7 protein-coding genes and 1 pseudogene are annotated in these 20,704 nt (G+C 44.6%); 3 read left to right on the forward strand and 5 right to left on the reverse strand.

Annotated elements, in window-relative coordinates; genetic code table 11:
• Positions 1-53 precede the first annotated feature (53 nt).
• Positions 54-515: pseudogene (locus tag CH376_RS20015) on the forward strand (integrase core domain-containing protein); the annotation flags it as partial.
• Positions 516-569: 54 nt separating this feature from the next.
• Here CH376_RS20015 and lsa27 read toward each other — a convergent pair.
• The 5 genes from lsa27 to CH376_RS20040 all read right to left on the reverse strand — a co-directional run bounded on the left by lsa27 (position 570) and on the right by CH376_RS20040 (position 17,094).
• On the reverse strand, positions 570-1,238 hold the full coding sequence (gene lsa27, locus CH376_RS20020) for a laminin-binding protein Lsa27 (protein ID WP_100788307.1): 669 nt from the start codon (positions 1,236-1,238) through the stop codon (positions 570-572).
• Positions 1,239-1,248: 10 nt separating this feature from the next.
• Positions 1,249-10,398, reverse strand: coding sequence for a TIGR04388 family protein (locus CH376_RS20025; protein ID WP_100788308.1), 9,150 nt, complete (start codon positions 10,396-10,398; stop codon positions 1,249-1,251).
• Positions 10,399-10,409: 11 nt separating this feature from the next.
• A complete protein-coding gene (locus CH376_RS20030; protein WP_243398295.1) occupies positions 10,410-10,856 on the reverse strand; it encodes an Lcl C-terminal domain-containing protein in 447 nt (148 codons plus the stop codon).
• A 136-nt stretch (positions 10,857-10,992) separates the two neighbouring features.
• Positions 10,993-13,866 (reverse strand): Lcl domain-containing protein, encoded by a 2,874-nt coding sequence (locus CH376_RS20035; RefSeq protein WP_100788310.1) that lies wholly within the window; start codon positions 13,864-13,866, stop codon positions 10,993-10,995.
• Between the two features lie 45 nt (positions 13,867-13,911).
• On the reverse strand, positions 13,912-17,094 hold the full coding sequence (locus tag CH376_RS20040) for an Lcl domain-containing protein (RefSeq protein WP_420843570.1): 3,183 nt from the start codon (positions 17,092-17,094) through the stop codon (positions 13,912-13,914).
• 602 nt (positions 17,095-17,696) lie between these two features.
• On the opposite strand from CH376_RS20040, the gene CH376_RS20045 reads away from it, so the two are divergent.
• Together CH376_RS20045 and CH376_RS20050 are read left to right on the forward strand one after the other, a co-directional pair.
• A complete protein-coding gene (locus CH376_RS20045; RefSeq protein WP_100788311.1) occupies positions 17,697-19,160 on the forward strand; it encodes a TolC family protein in 1,464 nt (487 codons plus the stop codon).
• Between the two features lie 8 nt (positions 19,161-19,168).
• The coding region (locus tag CH376_RS20050) for an Ig-like domain-containing domain (RefSeq protein WP_100788312.1) at positions 19,169-20,704 on the forward strand (1,536 nt) is incomplete at its 3' end.

The raw sequence follows: 20,704 nt of genomic DNA on the forward strand, positions 1-20,704 counted from the left end.
TGGCCTTGTCAATAATCTGGTCAAGATCGGTTTGATTGATAAAATCAACCATCAGACTTTCTTTTGAACGGTTACATACAAAAGTTCCCGTCACAGCCGTTCAAACTCTCAACAACGACGTCCTTCCTTTTTTCGAAGAACACAATGTTAAAGTTCTGACTGTGCTTACCGATAATGGTCGTGAGTATTGTGGAAGAGAAGATCAACATCCGTTTGAACTCTTTCTTCAATTAGAAGAGATCGAACATCGAACGACCAGGGTTCGAAGACCTCAGAGTAACGGATACGTTGAGCGTCTTCATAGAACTTTGCTCGATGAGCATTTTAGAATTGCAGGTCGGACCAAATTCTACGAGTCGATTGAAGAAATGTAAATTGATTTGGAAATCTTCTTTGAAGAATACAACCACAAACGAGCTTATCAAGGAAGAAACATGAAAGGCAGAACTCCATTTCAAGTCTTCATTGAGGGAATCAAAAATAAAGAGAACAAAGAACCAATTTCTGAAATTTAGTCAATTTTTTTCAGAGGAACTGTCAGGTGAATACTGTTACTGTACACTCTATTTTTAACGGGTTGTGTCCGGGTGGCTACTTTCAAAATCTTTCCGCTCTTGTTCTTCCTCAGGACTCAGGATCGGACAGTGATTCACAAATGTATCGATTGAAAATCTTACCCAAGTATCATTTCTTAAGTGATGCCCCTCAAACACCAGCACATGACTGTTTTCTAATGTTAATTTTCCTGTCTGGCCTTCTTTACGCAGATATACTCTGTAAAGCATTCGTTTCGATGACTTTCCATCAAATTCATTTTCTTCAATCGCTTGCGAAGGCTCAATTTCATAAGACACAATCTTGTCTTTGAACAAAAGATCATAATCGCACCATGCTTTTCCTGTTTCAAAACTCTTCACCCAAGCTTCCATCGCATCATATTCAGATGAAATATTGTAAGATCTTTGAATAGATTGAGAAATCCTCGAAGTAGAAAGATGCGTTACCCGATGATAATTTTTCTCTTCGATTGCTTCTTTAAACTTTAAAAGATCCTTCATCAATCGGTCCTTTGCAATATCCCTTGCATTTAAACCGATCTTTTTGAACTCTTCCTCTCCTTTCAGATTCGAGCCACCCAAATACTTAACCCCATCCGCAAACTGCTCTTCCTTCGGGGAACAGGAAAAAAGAGTCCCAAAACAAAAAAGAAATATTACAAATCTAATCTTTACCTTCATATTCACCAATCTACTTCCTCGTTCCGGATGGAGCCATCACTTTAATGAAATACTGCGGATTGATCAAGTAATACGTAATCTCGCCTTTCCTGTTTCTCTTAGCTTCATAGAAAGCAGAGCTAACACCTTTCGGCTTGTCATACGAAATCACAGAAATATGGAGGTGCGCTCCAGTAGATTGTCCGGTCGTTCCCAAATCCCCGATCTTTTGTCCAGGCTTAATCACCTCACCAGCCTGCAAAGGTTTTCCATTTTCGTTTCTTGGAAAAGAATCAAAGTGTTTATATTGCAGTTCATATGTCCCACCAAATGTACCCTTTAACGTCGTCTCAATCGATACTCCGTTTCCGTTCGCATTCGCAAGTTCTGGTTTTCGTCGGATCTCGTCGGGAACCAAGGCCATTTGATCCGACGTCAACTCTACAGGAGTCTTCGCATTCGCCATCGTGTAAAATTTTCCGTCCTTAGAGATAACTCCCACAGATCGCACAGACTCAAAAGGTTTCTCGTTCTTAGCAATCGCTGGATTCGCCTTTCTAAATGCTTTATCTAATTCATTCAACTTGTTAGCTGAATATAATTTGCCATCTGGATCGTAATATCCCGCATCTCGAATTTTGTTTCCAGTTCCATCATATAATGGCTCCGAATACGCAATACCCTTCTCTTTTAAATGATTCGGCATTTCCCCTGGTAATGTGATCGACAATCCTTTTGTCGGATTTCCCTTTACCTTCCCTTCCAAAATTGAGTTTATCCTTTCTCCTTTCACTCCTCCCACATCCAAACCGCCATGGTCGTTCGAATGCAAATACGCCCCTACTTTTTCTTGGTTACTGTACCCGCCTCGGCCAAAGTGAGAATTGATCGGCATCGTCGTTCCTTCCGGATCACCCTTCGGATTTTTAATAGAATCTGTGATCAATATCTCTCGTTCGTATTGATCGCTGTCCCGTTTGTCGGCGTGCGTCAAATATTCTTCCATATCTCGCAATGCTTTTTCTCTCTCCGGTCCTCCTTTGCGAAGGGCGGCTGTGAGAACATCGTCAACAGAGCTTAAAGCCGATTCTTGAGCGCGTTTTTCAAATTTATCAATTTTGTTGTTTAGCTCTGCAACCCTCTTTGTATCGTCTAAGGCCTTGTAGTGTTTCACTTCTTCTTCCAAACCGTCTACAATTCTTTCAATCGCCTTCGATTCTCCGGCAAAGCTGTCCTTCTCTCTCAGCAAAAATACGTCCAATGGTTCACCAGCTTTTCGTACTGGCTTATAGTCCAAAAAGTTTTTGTCAAGTTGCGCCGTTCTCTCCTGGATCGCTTTCACTTCCATGTTCAACTTGTCGTATTCTGCCTTGTCCTTCTTCGGATCTAAGGTTCTCAGTTTGTCCTCTTTCAGTAACAAATTCTGAGTGAGATCAGCGCGATCATTGGCTACGGCCATTCTCTCTTTTCCAAGCACAGTCTCTAAACTCTTGTGCATCGTCGTTTCACTTTGGTCAAAAAGAGCCGCCACTGCGTCGTTGTGTTCTCTCTTAGCATCATTGATGCCTCTCAGCTCGTTGCGTTCTTTGTCCGAAAGTTTGCCCTGTAGTGAAAGTTTTTCAAGTTCGATCCTTCTTCCTTCTTGCGGGAAATGTGTAAGTGTTTCGTTCAAGAAATTCGACTTCTGTTTGTCCAGATGTTCCCGGGTTGCAAGCGCCTTCTCGCGTCTTTGATTTAACTCAGGTGAGCGAACATACTTTTCACCAGGATGATCTTTCTGATGTCTTTCGTAGTCTTCTTTCTCAAGTTTCTTCTGTTCAGCTAAGATCGCCTTCTTCTGTTTGTCAAATTCTTGCAGCCTCGCAACCTGCTCCGGTTTCAATTCAAACGCTTTTCTCTTTGTCTCAAAGTCAACCCCAGCTGTATTCTTGCTCAGAGCCTTTTTGTCGATTGTGCGAGAATTTACTAACACTTCCGCAAACTTTGGATCATTACCATATATTTTTGATACGTAGCTCTCCACTCGATTCTCTACTTCACGGATTGCCTTCGCCTCTGCGATTCCGCGCTCCTTCATCTTATTTTTATGGGCTATGAGGTTTGCCTCTGTGTCCTGGATTTTCCGACGACCTGTATTCATCGATTCGATTTCGCCTAACTCGCGACCGATTTTCCAAAGACCTACATGCGTTCCAAGTTCCGTTAAAGTCTTACCACCTCCGACTTTGTTAAAGCCGCCCAGACTAAAGGCTCCGGAAGAATACCCATTTACCATATCCTTCGTGCTAACCACACCGGCAGGTAGATTCTTGGAAAGATCCTGTTTCAACCACCCATCAATCGCGGAAAGCTGAGCTTTTGTATATCCTTTCTCTGGGTTCACTCCCTTCAGCAATTCCCGAATCTTACCGATTCCAGGAAGGTCGTCAGCATCTTTGCTTCGAACCATATTCACAAAGTCTAAATTCTTTTTACCCTGCACTTCCAAGTTTTGTTGCGCGGAGAAATGCTCAAACAACAAACGATTCGTTTCCTTCTCCGCATCCGCAGCGTTCTTGCGGAATTCTTTTCCTAAATTCTTTAACTCTCCCAAGCTACTCGCAAGTTCCTGGTCGTTTCCGGAAAGTTTTAACAAACGGTCCGTTCTACCTAAAGCCGCAGTTACCTCTTTACTTTCATTTACGTAATTGTGCACAACATATCCCGCGTTAGACGATTCCGCATCTCCGCCAACCACATACGTATGATTGTCTTCTACCTCGAGATTGTACACCTTAGTCGGCTCCACGTTGTAGTGAAAAATCCCGGTTACTTGCGCCCAAGTCCCATCCGACTTCAACACTTCGTCGTTTACTTTCAGGTCTTCCACTTTCACCCATTCTGAACTTGCGATTGCTAAAGCGACATTGCTTGAACTTGAGTCAGTCATTCTTCGTCTAAACGGGTGATTCCAAGTCGTATGCAGTTCTTCTTCACCGTCTAACTCTAAGTTGAAAAGTTGTGGAACTTCGTGGATGAAAAGTTCTGTTACCTTCTTTTTCTCAAATGTATTCGTTTGCTCGTTCCAGGACTGAACGATGTCGCCGACTGCGATAGTTTCTATTGCCTTTTGACCTTCTTTCGTCCAAACCTGAGTCCCCGCAACAAAGCAAGTGTCCAAGTGAAAAACTCCGGCCTTGTCAACCATCTTGCTTCCGTCATTCGTAAAACCGAAGCTCTGCGCGACATCGCCAAACACACCCTTTACCAATTTACCGAATGTGGTAGTCGCGCTTTTTCCGTCGTTAAAACGGATCTCTATACCCGCTCTCTCACCTGCTTTTGTTACGTCGTTCTTCCACTTTTGTAAGCCTTCTGAAGTCTGAGACATCGCATCCTTGTGAGCATTCCACTTCTCGAGCAACTTCTCAGGTTGAGCTTTGTCCATGTCGATACTACCGTCCTCTTTTTTCGGAAGATAGTGATCAATCTCTGCTTGTGAATACAACGGCTTATCCATCCTCGTTCCCAAGCTCAATTCTTTATGTAAAATCTCCATCTGGCTCTTTTCACGGTTGTATGAAGAATTCTCCGCAATCACACCTTGGTTGTATTCGTTTTGAAAATTACTGTTAAGAGACGCGGCTTGCCATCCGTGAGTATTCGTGTCGTATCCAACGTTCGCTATCGTCGCTCCCTTGAAGCCTTGAACGCTAAAATTCAACATCCCGTCATTGCTAAATTCGAGGGTCCCGCCTGTTCCTCTCAAACTTTGCGGAATAGCCGTATTGCCGTCACTATTATAGGATACCGAGACACTTGCGTTACCTTCTTTGCTTGCAGATATATTAAAACTTCCGTTTGCCCATTCCAGATCTCCCGCCTTGTTTACGTCGTAGCTTGCATTCGCGGTGTAACTTTTGCTTTTGAAATTGTAATCCAATCCTAGGCCAATATTGTTCGCAAAGTTCGTATTTACGTTCATACCGAATCCACTGTCGGCATTGAAACTCATTCCCATGCTTAGATTACTCATTTGAAATGCGGTCATTAGCTCCTTCAACGCCGCAGCAGCAGGCAATCCCTTAACACCGGATATGTTCACATTCACACCACCTCCCCAGCCTCCCTTCACTTCCTGTTGGCCGGTTAGCAAGTTCGCATTTTGGTGCTTGGTGTAAGTAATATATCCTGTGACGGGAGTTTTGATTCCCATCGTCACGGTGTTGATCAATCCGCTTGCGAACGCTGCAACCGCCCCATTCGTTCCGTTCAATTGACCTTCAATTAGCATGCTTGTTGCAGTACTCGCAGCAAGGGCAATGATTTGACCGTTCGTCAGGGTGGTTAACCCTAGGTTGGTAGCTGTCGTTGAAACTGTCGATAACCAGCCAGCAACACCTTGACTTGCGGCTCCTGCGGTAAAATACATTGCCGCAGCTGCGGCCGCTACTTGAACAATCGTCTCCGCGTCTTTTAATCTTTGTTCGCGCGCATGTTTTTTAGCCTCATGTTTGTCTATATTGTCTTTTAATAACAATCCAATCATGTGCCCCATGTTCGGATCGCCGGGCATCAGCGCTTCGCCGATCAGGTCGAACATCTTGTTACGCATATCGTTCTCTACAAAGGCTTTGTTGATGATTCCCTGTTGAGAACGCGCCTTTACGTCGTCCATAGTGACGGTATGATGCCATTCTTTTGTCTGATCATATACCGAGGATTTGAAATCTGAAGATACAACCGACTCTCCAAGCATATTCCCGAGATCGGCGATCGAAGTCATAATCCCCTTGAACCCTTTAGAAACAAGAGTAGTCAATCCTCCGCCGAACAATTTAGCATCTAGAAGAAGAGGACTTAGGATTCCCCCGCTCACTACCGTTCCTATCTTTAAAAGCTCGTCTCTTTTGTTTAATGCCCGCTCCGCTTGTTTTCTTACCACAAAGTCAGAGGCTTGCTGCGCCCAGAGATCGATCGTCTTCTGGTCGAGTTGATTGATACGACCATATTCTTTCACAGCTTCACTTGCAAGCGTCACCTGATCCGCATCCCAGTTGCGAATATCATCTTTGTATTCTTTTAATTTAACGCTATTGATCGCCTCTCGCATGTTTGAGTTGATTCGTTTTTCCTCTTTCTCCGAGGTCAAACCAAGATCACCGGATATATGGGTCCCGGCTTTTACCAAACCGCCTTCAATCTCCGCGAAAAATCCTCCGATGTTAGCAACTGCTAACTTCAGCTCACCTGCTATGGAATTCAAAGAAAGCGCAGCGCCGTTTCTGCCGAGCTCTTCCTTCGCTTCCTTCATCTCCACAAAATCCATCACATATTGGGAAAGAAATCCCGTCAAAGCAGGAGGTAAGTCGTGTTCTTGTCCGTATTTCTGAACCGCAAAACCGTACATGCTCGTTTTGAAATTCTTCCAATTGTCGAGCGCATTCAGATTTTTTTCGTAAGAATCGAAAGTTGACTGCATTGCATGCCCTGCTCCGGGATACAACATGTCCAATGCAAGAGGCCCGATCTTGACAAGCGCTCTTTCAATTCCTTCCATTCCAAGGTCGTTAAAAAGAGAATGCATCCCTTTTCCAATTCCCAAGGCTTGGTTTCCCATATCGTGTCTTGCTTTCGAGGCCTCCATGTGAGCCATGAGACCGCCCGAAAGAAACGCGGCGACGTCGGGAGGAAGATCAAAGGCTTTCACAAGCACCGTTGCGACGACGTCTTGGATCGCCGATTGCGCCTGTTTGTTCACCCATGAACTGGTGGACATTCCGCCCAACAAAACGGATTCCACATAATCTACTATGATATTTGCAATCTTGACTCGGTTATTTGCATCCGCGGAAGCGATTGAAGCATTGTGATCGTTCAATCTTTGAGCCGCATTCACCTCGGTAAAAAGGCCGGCCATATTCTTGTTTGAGGATAAAAACGCATTCACATTTTGGAATGTACTGTTGACAAGATCTCCTACGGCATTGTCTCGACCGTCAAAAACATCCCCCAAACGGGAAGCACCTCTTCCCAAAAGAAACAATCCCTTGTTAGGCGGAGCGATCGTAACGACCTTATCATCCGTACCGAAACAATAGGAATCCATATTCGTCGCGTCCATCGCACCACAAAGCGAAGTCGAACCGTCATACACATTTCGGTGAGCAGTCAGCTTACCGCTTCTATCCACGTCAACGCTCGTATATTTGTTTTCGATATATTGGTTACAATTGCCGTTGCTGAGATCGTCTCCGCACTGATCCTTAATCCAATCCTGAATCTTTGGCCCGAGGCTGCCATCTGCGTTCAGCACATACGTCGTTGTGATCGTTTCATGGGAATACTTGTCTATACTCTCAACGGATTTCGTTTTGAGGTGATGGGCTTCGATCAGATCGCCTTGACCGTTCTGCGTAAACTGTTTCTCCTTACGCATCGAATCCGCAACTCCGTTCATATAACCCAAAATCGTATCCATAGTCGCGTTGTTAGTCGAAGACAACAGGGTCAAGTTGGAAGCGCCGGTGATCGCCCGGCTAAAGCTGGACCCGAGAGTGGAAAGTAAACCAAAGTCAGGAATGTTTCGATCCGCGTTCCGATCCAACCCGCTTAGGATGGCACCGAAGGAAGCGGTAAACGAACTAGTATTCGCAACAGCTTCCCCGTCGATATTTGATTTTGTCCTTCCTTGATTGATTCCGGACAAAACCTCCTGCGTAAGTTGAGCGTAATTCGTTTGCCCCTTCGCGTTTTTCAGAGAATTCTCTGCGGCCTGAAAGGCGCTTGCGGCCTGTTGTTGAACCTGCCCCATTTGTGCAAGCCAAGCCGATTCCTGGCCTTGCAAATCCTGAACCCCGGCGTTAAAGGTATTTTGCGCATCCGTTAGAGCAGCTTGCATTTGCGTCTGCCAATTCGCATACTGCGCCTGATACGAGGCCGCCTGAGCGGTCCAGTTCGTAATCGAAGGCATCACATTGTTCTGCCAATCATATTCAAAACTTTGCAACTGTAAGGCCAGATCTTGATAGGTTGTTACGTTCGCAAATGCGTTGTTATTCGAAACCGTAAAGTTTAATTCAATCCAGGCATAATCTTGCATATGCTGAATATCCGCCAAAAAAGGGACGCCCGCCCAAACCCCGGATTCTCGAGCAAAGTAATCGTAGAAGTTAGTTCCCCAAGCTCCTCCTATGTTTTGCTGCTCGGAAAAGGTACGGTTTGCCATGTAAATCCCGGGCGTCGGATTAAAAATATCTCCCGAATAACAGCCCAACCAATCCGGACAATAAGGAGTTGCGGCAAAAAAAGGAGTAAAAGCGTCTTCGTTCATAAAAGCGCGAAGATCGGCGTGGCTAATTCCTGTGATCGTTATTCCAGGTCCTAAACCCGTCAAACCGGTAAGCGGAGAGCCATTTCCGTCTAAACCGCTTGTATATGCATCCATGATCCAATTGGCCAGATCCGTTTCCGTAATTTCATTACGAATGTATGCTATGATTTTCTTTGCAAGCCCGCCTGCCCCCTCGGTCGCGGCCGAATTCAGAATTTCATAAATACTAACCGCAGCCATTGACGTCGAAGTTGCTGCGGCATGTTCAAAGGGAGTCGATCCCCAATAAGAATAAATTGTGTCGTTTGAATATTCCGCGTCGCCGTAACGGACGTTATTTGTCCCGTTCCCGTTCTGATAGTTGATTGCGCTTTGAAGCGCCCCTTGTGTGGCGAGAAGTTCACTGTGCAAAAATGAGGTCATCAGATTGGAAGCGTATAAGAAGCCTGCTTCCATATCCTGGACCTGACAAGTATGACCGGACTGACATGACACACAACGTGTATCTCCGACCGGACAACTGGTGGCAAAGTAAGAACCCGTCGCAGAAGCTGGGACCGTATTGTCCACCACAGCACTATAACAGGTATGCCCTGCGGAACAAGTAGTCGACGCGACAAATGAACCCGAAGTCGAATCGTAAAGACCCTTCACGCAACTATTGCCGTTTAAACAATTCGCGTTGTAGCTGATCATCGTCCCCGAAGTATAATCGAAAATCGCAGGCATTACGTATCCTTCCTGCAGCGCATTCGCAACGTTATTGATAACGTTTTGAAACGCCCGACCGTCCGCGTTCAATCCCGTTCGAATCGAAAGGTTCTCCTTCTCGCTACCGTCGCAGATCGACGGACAAACCGTATTCTGTAAATACTTGCTATCGGTAGAATCATATAAAACGTTCGCGCAAGTATGACCCGCCGGACAGGATCCGAAAGAATAAAACTGCGAGTTCGCCGGATCATATTGAAAAGTCGTACAACTATGGCCGCCGGGGCAACTAGCCTGAACATAGCTGTTGGAAGTATTGTCATACAATACTGAAATCGAATTCCAAAAAAGATTATTGCCGTTTAAAAAAGACTGATAACCTTCCAAGCTCGAAAGAATCTGATCCTTAACTCCAGCCTGAGATTGTTGAATCTGAGCAAGGTGAGCTTGATACTGCATTTCCGTCGCGTTAATCTGGGAAAGAAGATCTTGATATTTAGTAGTCAAACCCTGAAGCGCTTCCTGATACGTCTGAAGACCGCTCTGCAAATTCTGATTAAAGTCGCTCCACCATTGGCTTTCCAGTCCTTCCAAAGTCTGCTGGCCGCTGTTTAGAACCGCTTGACTCAAAGACCCTCCTAGATTTAGATTCAAGCCGCTTCCGGAAACGAATGAATTCCACTGACTCTGGAACTGGGCCGTAGAACTGGCCACTGCACCGGAATTAGAACCGTACAAAGCCGAAAGGTAATCGCTGCGTTCGGATAAAATCGTCGTTTCCACTGACGACTGCCAGGATAACAATTGTTCGCTGGCCTGTCCTTGCAGCGAATTGTAGACATAGGTCTGATAATCTTGAACGGAAGCAAAATGATCGCTTGTAGTAACGCTGTTCACGATCATCGAAATTTGTGCTTGAACCTGGGCTTCCCATTGAGTCTGCAAAATGCTCACGCTCTGAAAGACGAAAGCGTCCCAGTTACCAATCGTTTGCATACCGTTTGCTACGGTAAACGTTTGGTTCATGCTGTTGGAATTGAATACGGGAGTATTCAAATTCGGAACGACGACCGGCTGAGACGATAAGGAATCAAAAAAAAGAAAGGAAATTAAGAGTAAAAAAGGAAAAAAGAATATTCGTTTTCTTTTAAGCTTCATATAATAAATCCTTAATTCGTAGCTACACACCGAACATAATAACCGAAATCTTTATCACTTGTACCGTAGGAAGTCCCGTAAAAAAAGTTAACTGTCCAGGCCGCGCTCGAACCGCTTGCAACCGAAGTAGAAGACCAAAAATAATCGACTCCCGCAGTCGTTAAAACGCTCGTATCCATTGCTGGATTCATTTGAGAACGGTCGACTATACTCTTTAGCTCGTTAATATTCGGAAGTCTCCATGTTTTACCCGCCGGTAAAACAGGAGGCTTCTCCGATAAAAGTCCGTTACAATATTTCAATGCGTTTGCCCAAGTATAGACGGTAGGAGTACCGTTCATGTTACCGTTGTCCGCTCCGCAAGTGGATTGGTGAGAGGCATTTTCCGACCCCAGGCCCGCGGGGCAAACCTGCCATAAAAAGCCGGTTCTATAATCTAGGACGGTCCCATCTTTCATATTTTTAAAACGGACCGTGGTTACAGTTTGACCAACCGCCAAAACAAAGACGGCAAAGCAGATTGAATAGAATTTCAGTGATTTAAAAAAGTGATTCATAAGATTCCAGACCGATTCGTATTCCTTGATAAAGATTTTACGGAGTAGCCGAGCTTGGAACACTACCCGAAACACAGCGGACTTTTTTCCCACTTGAGGTAAGCTCGAAGAAAATGTTCTGTTTGCAAAAATCCACGTACCAAGCGTTTCGCAGATTGGATGTAAAAAAGGAAGAAGTCCAAAAGTCGTTTTGACCTCCCGCACCGCTACAACCATTGTTAAACGAGAGCCACTGACTTCCGTCATAGATCAAAGCGCTTTCCAATTCTTCCACCGAAGGAAGTCTCCAATCCGTACGATTGGCGTAGCCGTTAAAGACATTAGCGTTCGGAGGAGCCTGAGGATTCATACGATTCAAATTCGCACAATATTTTAAGGCGGAATTAAAATCGAAATTGGAGCCGGAATCGATTTCCTGCCAGATAAGTGAATTATTGTTATCTTTCTTACTGGTATTCGAAGGATACGAAGAATTTGAAAGACTCGTTACGCTGCTCGCAATTCCTTTCTGGTAAAAACCGTCTTGCCCGACTCTCTCCGTAACGCTGTCAAAAGCGGCGGTGACGCCGAGACAACTTCCTATATCGAACCCGCCCGACTGATAGGAGCAGCGAGTTTGTCCAGTTTTCGGAATTAAACTTCCATAAGTAACGTCTCTCGTAGAAAAATAAGAACCGGTCAAAAAAGTTCCCGCTAATTGTCCGGAAACATCGTTACTCTGAACTGAATTATTAGAGATATCTTTCAGACTATTCTTATCAATTTCCCATCGTAAAAGTGCGTTCTCCGGAAAACGGATCCAAGGAAGATCGATAGTAAGGATGTTATGAGGTTCTCCAACACCGGTATTCCAGGTGAAATTCGGAATAGCGCCTGAAACCGTATCAAAACTAAAATCGACCCAACCCGTTCCGTTAAAATATTGAACCTTCAAAATCGGGACAATATCTTGCATTGGTTCGCTGAAAGTAATCTTAATCTTACCTGGATCCGGTTTGATATTGTGACCGTTTAAAGTAGGAGAAATACTAACCGCTTGCGGTACATCCAAATCTTTCCAAACTATAATTTCCCTACTTGCAAACTGCGGACCAAAACCTGCCGCAGCGTTTGCGACACAGACCATAAGAGTATTCGAACCCAAAGAAAAATTGAGAGGATCAATGGAGGAATTGACCGAGATCGGATTGGACATACTCAATGCGCCGCTTGCGTTTGTATTCGAGCCCAAAAGAGAATTACCGTTATTACAATTACAATCGCCGGCGTTAGAATATAAAACCCCGCTCGTATCCTTAAATTTGCCGACAGGACAATTCGCGACGCCTGTGGTTACGCATTCGGTACAAGCGGAAGCCCTTTTCTTAAAAAGGGAATAGGAAACTTTGTTACCGCTTACTTGCCAAGAAACTTGGGCAGCCGAGTTATCGATCACGAGACTGCCGTAATAAAGAGCCGGGGTCGTACTAGTGACCGTAATCGTGGGAATCGAAGTATCGACGGAGTAAATCGCCGATTGAACCGCACCTAAATTCCCGGCCTTATCCCGAGCCAAAAATTTAATCGCTTGATTCAAGGTTCCGGTCGGTAAGGGAATCGGGGCGGAATAAGCTGAACCGGCCAAAATAGCACCGGAACTGCCTGAGATGAGAGGATTCGAACCGTCGGTCGTATAAGCAAGAACCGAACAAGGTGCTCCGGAATTATCATTACACTTTAAAGTAACGTTCTCTTCTTTTCCATAGTTTCCCGCTCCCGGATCCGCCGTAATCGTAGGAGCTACGTCGTCTCGAACAACCGTCAAACTCGTCTGCCCTGTAAAACCGGCTGTAACACAGATAAAAATAGAATTACTACCGACGCTTAAGGAAGCGGCCGCGATATTAAAAGTGTTTGGCACATTAGCCGAAACGGATCCGGAACTAAGAACTCCGCCGTTGTTACAACCAGTACCATTTGCCCGGATGCTATACGTACCACTCTGATTGCTTTTCCAAAAAATCGGAATTGTGTTGACCGCGCCGTTCATAGCGCTCACGTAACCGCCCGTAGAACTACTATCTAAAGTGACATTCGGCAGATTATGGTTCACCTCATAAATCGCGGATTGAACTCCTTCTAAATTGCCCGCCAAATCTCTACAGCGATACTGAACCGTATAAATGCCTTCACCGAAACCCCCGACGGTAAAACTTGTCGTAGTAGGATTCTTAACATAGCCTACTAAAGGGGAAAAAGCGGGAGTAGAGCCGTCAATAGAATAGACCAAATTTCCAGGCGCCAAATTATCCGCACAAGTGATCGTAACCGATTGAGCGCCGCCATAAATACCGGGGGCCGGGAAAATGGAGGACATAGGCGGGTTGACATCATTGCTAATCAAAGCCAAAATCGGATTATCGACAACTCCATCTCCATTCTCATCATAGCCGAAACCGGGATACACGGTAACCTTATTTCCGGAGCAATTTGGTCCAGTAGTAAGGGTAATCTTACCGCCCGCACCTGCACAAAGATAATAATCGAGTATTCCATTTCCGTTGATATCGACGCCGATCGGGTCACCTTGGGCGTTGGTCACAAAAATGATTTGAGGAATGCCGTTTCCATTTACGGATATTCCGGAAGTATTTCCATTTCCGCTGGGATCAACAACGATTCCAGTAGCAACATTTCCCTGGGTCCCTCCGTTCAAGTCGATAGATTCTCCCGGAGAAAAGGAGAAAATCTGCCCTGAAATAGTCGAAGCAGCAATTCCATCGGCACCTCGTGAAACATTAGGAACTCCTAATAGACTTAAAAGTGCGTTGTATAAAGCGGCGGGAGTCGCCGAACTTTTATTATTACCGCAAGACGGCAAAAGAAGAAGGAACAAAAGCAAAAAAGAAATTTTTATATACTTACGAATCATAAAATAAACCGATTCTCCCCTTTCAAAATCATCGATATCCGAAACTCACGGACCATTCGCAACACATCTAACGTAAGCCGTACCCGTTTTAGAGGAAAACGGCGTCATTCCACCCGACTGAAAAAACACGGTCCAGGCATTTCCAGGCGACGGGGCATAAGAAGAAGAAGTCCAATAATAAGAATTCTTAGTATTCGGAAAAAAAGTAGAATTGATCGTAAGCGTGGAACTCGAAGAAGTCATATCAACGAGGCTGTTCAATTCTTTAATCGTTGGAAGTCGCCAAGACCGACCGGCTAAGTTCAAACCACTACAGTAGGTCAGCGCAGCAGACCAAGTGGGTTTTGTTGCAGTTCCCGTCGCGCAAGAACTACCGGACAAGCCGGCGCTACATTTTTGCCAAAACAAGTTCGCTGTAGAGTCCGAGATGGTTTGATCTCCGGGATCAGTCAAACTCTGAACCGAGCTTCCGGAACCGGATACACAACGAATGTTGTTGGTATTGGAACGAACAAAAGTATCGGAAGCGCCATAATTAAAATTAACGCCCCAAGCAAAAAATGGATTGGAACGTCTCAGAGTCGACGACCAATAATAGTTTGCGATCCCGTCGGGAAAACCCGGAATCGGAAACGTTGCATCGGCGGAAGAAGAACCAAAAACCGACAAAGTATCCAGCTCTTTCTGGGTCGGGAGTCTCCAATCCGTTATTCCAGCAAAGCCGGCGCCCGAATTGCACTGATTCAGATAAGAACAACCGTTTACTCCGGAAGGGTGAACGACATTGCTACCGTCCTGAAAACTAAAGAAGGGCCAAAATTCCAGCTTAACGGGGTTATTGGAAGAATCAACCGGGGAACAACTTGCCGACGGAGTAACAATGTCTGCGCACTGAGTCACGCCGGAATTCAAAGAAGAAATCTTTCCTTCCACGCAAGTCTTCCATTTTAAACCGGAAACGGTATCTTCCGTAACTGCGTCGCTCGGATAACCCGAATAATATTGAACCGAATAATTTCGATTTGAACCGGATTGAGTTTCCCCGTCTTGTTTCGTACCGACACAAGGAATCAGGTTCCCGTTGGAGTCCCAGCAACTTGTTTGATTTGTCTTAAAAGGTTTAAAATACTGGGATTTCATTCCGGTGACAAAACTCTGCTGAATGTCGTTCAAAGGAGAATTGCCCGCAGAATCTTGAAGAACCGTTTTAGAAAGAGTCCAAAGAATCTTCGCGTTTTCCGGAAAGTTCATCCAAGAAAAATCGATCTGAAGCGTTGTCGCACTCACCCAAGTATAAGTTGCTGTGAAATCGATACAATCCCAGCTGGCGCCATCGTAAACAAAAACGCTAAGCGGAGGATTGGTCGGAGCAGGATAACAGACGTTCTTAATCTTCGTCCCGGTCGTAATGCCTCCGAAAGAAACATCCATATTCTTATTAAAAACGATCTGGATTCTACCGGGACTTGGATTGACGTAAACGGGACTTCCCGCATTAAAATCCGCAGGACTTGTGGAACTCACTATCGGACGCGCATTGTCCTTCGTCACAGAAAAGGAAACGTTTCCGTAGAGCGGATCCAAGCTCGCGTTGGCGACGCAGATCGAAACCGTATTCGCTCCTTGAGCAAAATTAGAATTTAGAATCGTCGTGGTGATCGGAACTCCTGCGGTGACGTTACCGGCGCTGTTGGTTCCGGTCAGAATCGTTCCGGATGAACAATCGGTTCCGGAACGCAATGTAAAAACACCGTTTCGATCGCTCACCCAACTTATACTTTGATCGGAAGTAGCGTTGACTAATTGACTTACCGGGGTAAAAGAATTCGTAGTAACGGTGGCGACGGAAGTATTGATAAAGTAATTCACCGATTGCAAAGGTGAAAGATTTCCGGCAAGATCGACGCCGATAAATTTTAACGTAACCGCTGTATTAAGTGGAATCGAAATCGGATTCTGAAATTGAGTTCCGGTTAAAATGGTTCCGTTAGAGCCGTCGATATTCGGATCCGCTCCATTCAACGTATAAGCAATCAATCCGCATCCCGCAGGATTGTTATCGGTACAGGAAAGACTAACGTTCTGCGCATTCCCATAATTCCCTCCGCCCGGAGTCGGGCTGATGGACGGCTGCGATTCGTCTCGAACGATAGATAACGTCTGATAGCCGGTGAGAGCGGCAGTCGCACAAACGTGAAGCGTATTCAACCCTACAGTGAAGCTATTGGAAGAAATATTTACGCTTAATGGTACATTTGCGGAAACGATGCCGGACTGTAAAATAGAGCCGCTCTGACAATTACCTGCGTTTAAACGAATCGAATACGATCCTGAATAATTCGAAGTCCAGTCAAAGGAAAGATTATTGATTGCGCCGGTTTGACTGCTGACTCCGGTAGAGTTCACATTAGAAATACTAACGGTAGGCACGTTATGATTGATTTCATAAGTGTCGGTGTGAACGGATTCTATGTTTCCTGCTAAATCACGGCATCTGTATTTGATCGTATAAAGACCGTCGCCGTTACCAAGGGTTACTTTTTTAATTTTCGGGTTGGAGGCAATGCCGAGTAGCGGACTGAAAGACGGAGTCGACGAATCCGTAGAATAAACGATGTTTCCCGGAGCGACATTATCGTTGCAAGCGATGGTAAGTTGGATTGGGGAACCGTAGATTCCAGCGTTAGGACTAATCATGGAAACGGGAGCGAGAGAGTCCCCACTGATCTGAGAAAGAATCGTATTATCCGCTATCCCATCCCCATTTGTGTCGTATCCTTGTCCGACGATCACCGAAACGGAATTTCCAGTGCAACCGGAGCCGGTCATCAAAGAATATTCGGTTTGATTCTTATAACAGATATAATAATCCGCAAGGCCGTTACCATCGACATCAACGGCGATTGGAATTCCATTCTCATTGTATAAGAAGATGATGTCGGGAACCCCATTATTTCGAGTGGAAACCCCAAGAGTGGAATTATCACCACCCACGGAAACGACAGAACCAGTATTTCCAGCCTGCGCACCATTAAAATGAGATTGATCCCCTGCATGAAACGGATTTTCCGAAGGATAGAAGACCCCGTTTACATAGGTTCCTTGGTTGGCGATTCCTAAATACGACAAAAAAGAATAATCTGCACTTTTAGGCTTACAGAAACAAAGACAAGTGAGGCAAAAAAGAAGAAATCGAAACAAAGTCCAATGAGGTTTCAAAATCGCCAAAATAGATCTCCTCAGAATAAAATGATCAGTCCTAAAAATACTGCAAAAAAAACTTGAAAATGCTCTTCCAAACGATGGGAATGGATTTTGAGATAAAATGCAAATAAAAAAATCACATTTGCCAAAAAAAGCAGACAAATGACAAGCACATTCAAAAAACGAACTTAAGAGGGAAGATAACTTAGAATGTAAAAATATGACCAGAAAAAAATGGAGAAAAGTTTTTTAAAAGAAGAAATGCGGATAACCGAGAATATAAATACTAAAAGGAGCGAATAACGCGCAAAAAAACCATGAGACAAAATATCAAACAATCAAGTTTGAAATACCATGGTTTTGCCTTATATGAATTTAATCTAAAGGTATCTCATACGCCGACGCACATCGAAATATGAGAAGCACAGATAGTTGAGCCCTGCTTAACAAACTTAGCTTGAAGAATGTTCTAATGTCTCTTTTAAGCTCCCTTAGGTATAAGAACCGTAAGTCATTCAAAAAGTTATTTAGTCCACGTGATAATGAAAGTAAGTAAACTATGCAAATTAATAACAATAAGACCGGTATTCATCGCAGGTTTATATTGCTTTTTCATATTTTCCATAATGGCTCAGGGGGAACTTCCCAAACAGCCTCCTATGAAGATTACTCTAGACCAAGCCGTTCTGATCGGTTCAAGCAACAGCGTTGTACTTAAGGTTTTGGAAGCTCGGAAGGACGTAACAAAAATGGTCATCACCGAAAAGTGGAGGGAGTTTCTACCAAAATTTGGAATCCAATACTACGGATTACGAAATCAAAACGTAAATTCGACGGACAACATATATAACGATATTCGACTGACAGTTCAGCAATTGATATTCGATGGAGGAGAAGCAAGTTTAAATTTAGAGATTGCGAAGTTATCCGAAATGCTGAACGAACAGGATTTTAAAATCAATCTGTCAAAATTGCGGTTGGAAATACAAAAAACTTATTTCAAGGCCCTGGCAACCAGGGGAAAAGTTTTCATTCAAAAAAAAGCATTAGAAAAAGCGCAAGAGGCCTATCGTAAAGGACAGGTCGAATTCAAGCAAGGATTCATCACCAAGTTGCAAGTTTTGGATTTGGAAAGCAAAGTCAAACAATCGGAATTCAACGCGCAAAAATCTAAAAACGATAGCGATCAGGCCCTATTGGATCTCAAACAGGTGATGAATCTTGATTACTATGCGAACGTGGAACTCGACGAAAATCTATTCTTCGACTTTGTCATCAACCCTCCTCCGTCCATGAATATCGACGAATTGATTTCGAGGGCTCGCAACGGCAGAGAAGATCTAAAAAAGATGCAGGTGCTTGTCAAAAAAGTAAAGAACGAAAAGGAAATATTAGATAATTATTATATGCCAAAGGTGTTTCTCGGCGGTTACGCGGGAAGAAACGGCAATAACAATCAATTTTCACACGATAGTTATGGAGTAAATTTTAATTTAGTTATGCCGCTTGGGAGCAGCGTCATTCAATCCAACGGAAACACAGGCGTTCAGAAGGATGGAAACGGAATTCAAACGTATCCTGGATTCGGAAATCAGACCGTCGGTCCCGGGACAAATAGTTACAACTCGACATCGGTTCGTTTATTCGATAATCTAAGCCAGTCCAGAAAAATCGTCGAGGGGGAAATTCAACTTTCGGAAGCTCTTCTAAACTATCGAAATATGGAGAATCAGGTCGGCTTTGAAATAAAGAAAACCGTGGATAAACTCAATCAATCCTGGGAATTAATAAATATCGCGAATTCCAGAATCAATCTACAAGTAGAATCGAGCAGAGTTACCGCGGCAAAGGTTGCCTATGGCCAGGCTAAAAAGGAAGATCAAATTAATTCCGAATTGGAAATGATAAAATCACAAGAAGATCTTACGGACGCATTGGCTTCTTATGCGATCAACTGCTACGAATACGCTCAAGTAACCACCGATGAAGGCGGCTTACGAAAATTAATCAGTTATTCGAAAGGTTCAGGCAACTCGATCCTTTCAAACATCATCAAAAATCAAGAAAACACAATTAAACCCAAAAGATAGGATAAAAAATGAAAAATCAGAAAAGAATAACCAAAAATTGTAAATTACCTTTTTATTATATCCTCTTTGGGATTCATTTGCTGCTTTCAAACTGCCAGGACACCGGCGAAAAACTCCTAGGTTTGGGCGCACTTTGGGGCGACCCTCCTCCGGAAGTCATTTTTAGCAGCCCCAGATCAGGCACTGACGGACTTCCGGCCGATCAAAAATTTGACGTGGGCTTTAGCAGAGAGATGAACATGCAGAGTTGTAGAATTGCCTTCAGCATGTCTCCTCAAACGGTTGGATTCTTTACCGAATTGAATGGAACCGTCCTTACCTTTGCTCCTTCGGCGGCATTAAATCCCGGGACTTATACTTACACTGTGACTAAAAGTTGCGAAGACAAGGCGGGGTTGGATCTGAAAGATCCGTTTAGCGCTTCCATATCAATTGGAAACGCTTCCAGCGCCGGTCAAAGTCCGGCCGTCAACGGAATGTTTTTGGCAGCGGGAAATAGTGCAGCCTGCAACGGGGGAACTGCCACCCAAACTAATTTTTTTACCACCGATGTGATCAATGCCTGTATGGGTAATCCGACCGTAAACCCGATTCTTATTAATTTTTCAAGACCAATGAATACTTCTGCGACGTTAACTGCGCTTTCGATTAGTCCGGGAATTTCTGCAAAATACGTATGGACGTCTGGAAATACACTTTCCATCCAACCTGATTTTGCCCTAACGGCAAATCAAAGATACAATATCAGTTTTGGCACTGGCGCGAAAGATACGAACGGGATTGCATTGAGCGGCAACCCGATCGGAAGTTTTTTCGTAGGGACTGCCAACGCAGGACCGAATGTTAACACGATCACCGTTACCACTGGTTCCTTAGCAGGTTGCCAAGCCGGAATCGGAACGCCGGTAGACATCCTAACTACGAATGTTCTCAACGGTTGCCTAGGAAATCCAAACGGCCAATCCATTACTTTCAATTTTAATACTCCTATGAATCCTTCCGTCACCCAAAGCGCAATCGGGGTCAGTCCTCCGGTGAGCGGCACATACACATGGACGGGAGGAAATCAAATCTTAACGTTCACCTCGGATTCAAAATTAGATTTCGGAACCAGATATACCATTTCCGTAGGCACATCGGCGGAAGCCTCGAACGGAAATAAAATAGCCACTCCGATATCCGGCAGCTTTCTTGCGGGAGGAAATAATCCAAATCCGTCCGTGCAAGCGATCGGCTTGGTAAGTCAGGTCGGGGCGCCGGGGTGTGCTCCAAGTTTTCCTGCAATCGGAAGTGCGACAGGCGGAACCTGGGTTTCTACATCCTGCTGGTGGGACAACAGCTTACCCGTATTACAACCGAGCAACTATCGATTTGAAGGCGGGGATGACGGCACGAACAATGCGGCATCTTGTAACGATAAAACTACGGATGATTTCAGAATCGTGTTTAACAGTTATATGAATCTCGGGAATACGGTCGGCGCAGTGTCCCTATCGCGGGATTCCGGGTCATCCACGGTAATTCGCTTATCAAGTTGGAATTGG

This window comes from Leptospira adleri (assembly GCF_002811985.1).
GTDB classification, from domain to species: domain Bacteria; phylum Spirochaetota; class Leptospiria; order Leptospirales; family Leptospiraceae; genus Leptospira; species Leptospira adleri.

Coding starts and splice junctions, on each gene's coding strand:
- lsa27 (WP_100788307.1), bottom strand. CDS start 1,238: ATGAAGGTAAAGATTAGATTTGTAATATTTCTTTTTTGTTTTGGGACT.
- CH376_RS20025 (WP_100788308.1), bottom strand. CDS start 10,398: ATGAAGCTTAAAAGAAAACGAATATTCTTTTTTCCTTTTTTACTCTTA.
- CH376_RS20030 (WP_243398295.1), bottom strand. CDS start 10,856: ATGAAAGATGGGACCGTCCTAGATTATAGAACCGGCTTTTTATGGCAG.
- CH376_RS20035 (WP_100788310.1), bottom strand. CDS start 13,866: ATGATTCGTAAGTATATAAAAATTTCTTTTTTGCTTTTGTTCCTTCTT.
- CH376_RS20045 (WP_100788311.1), top strand. CDS start 17,697: ATGGCTCAGGGGGAACTTCCCAAACAGCCTCCTATGAAGATTACTCTA.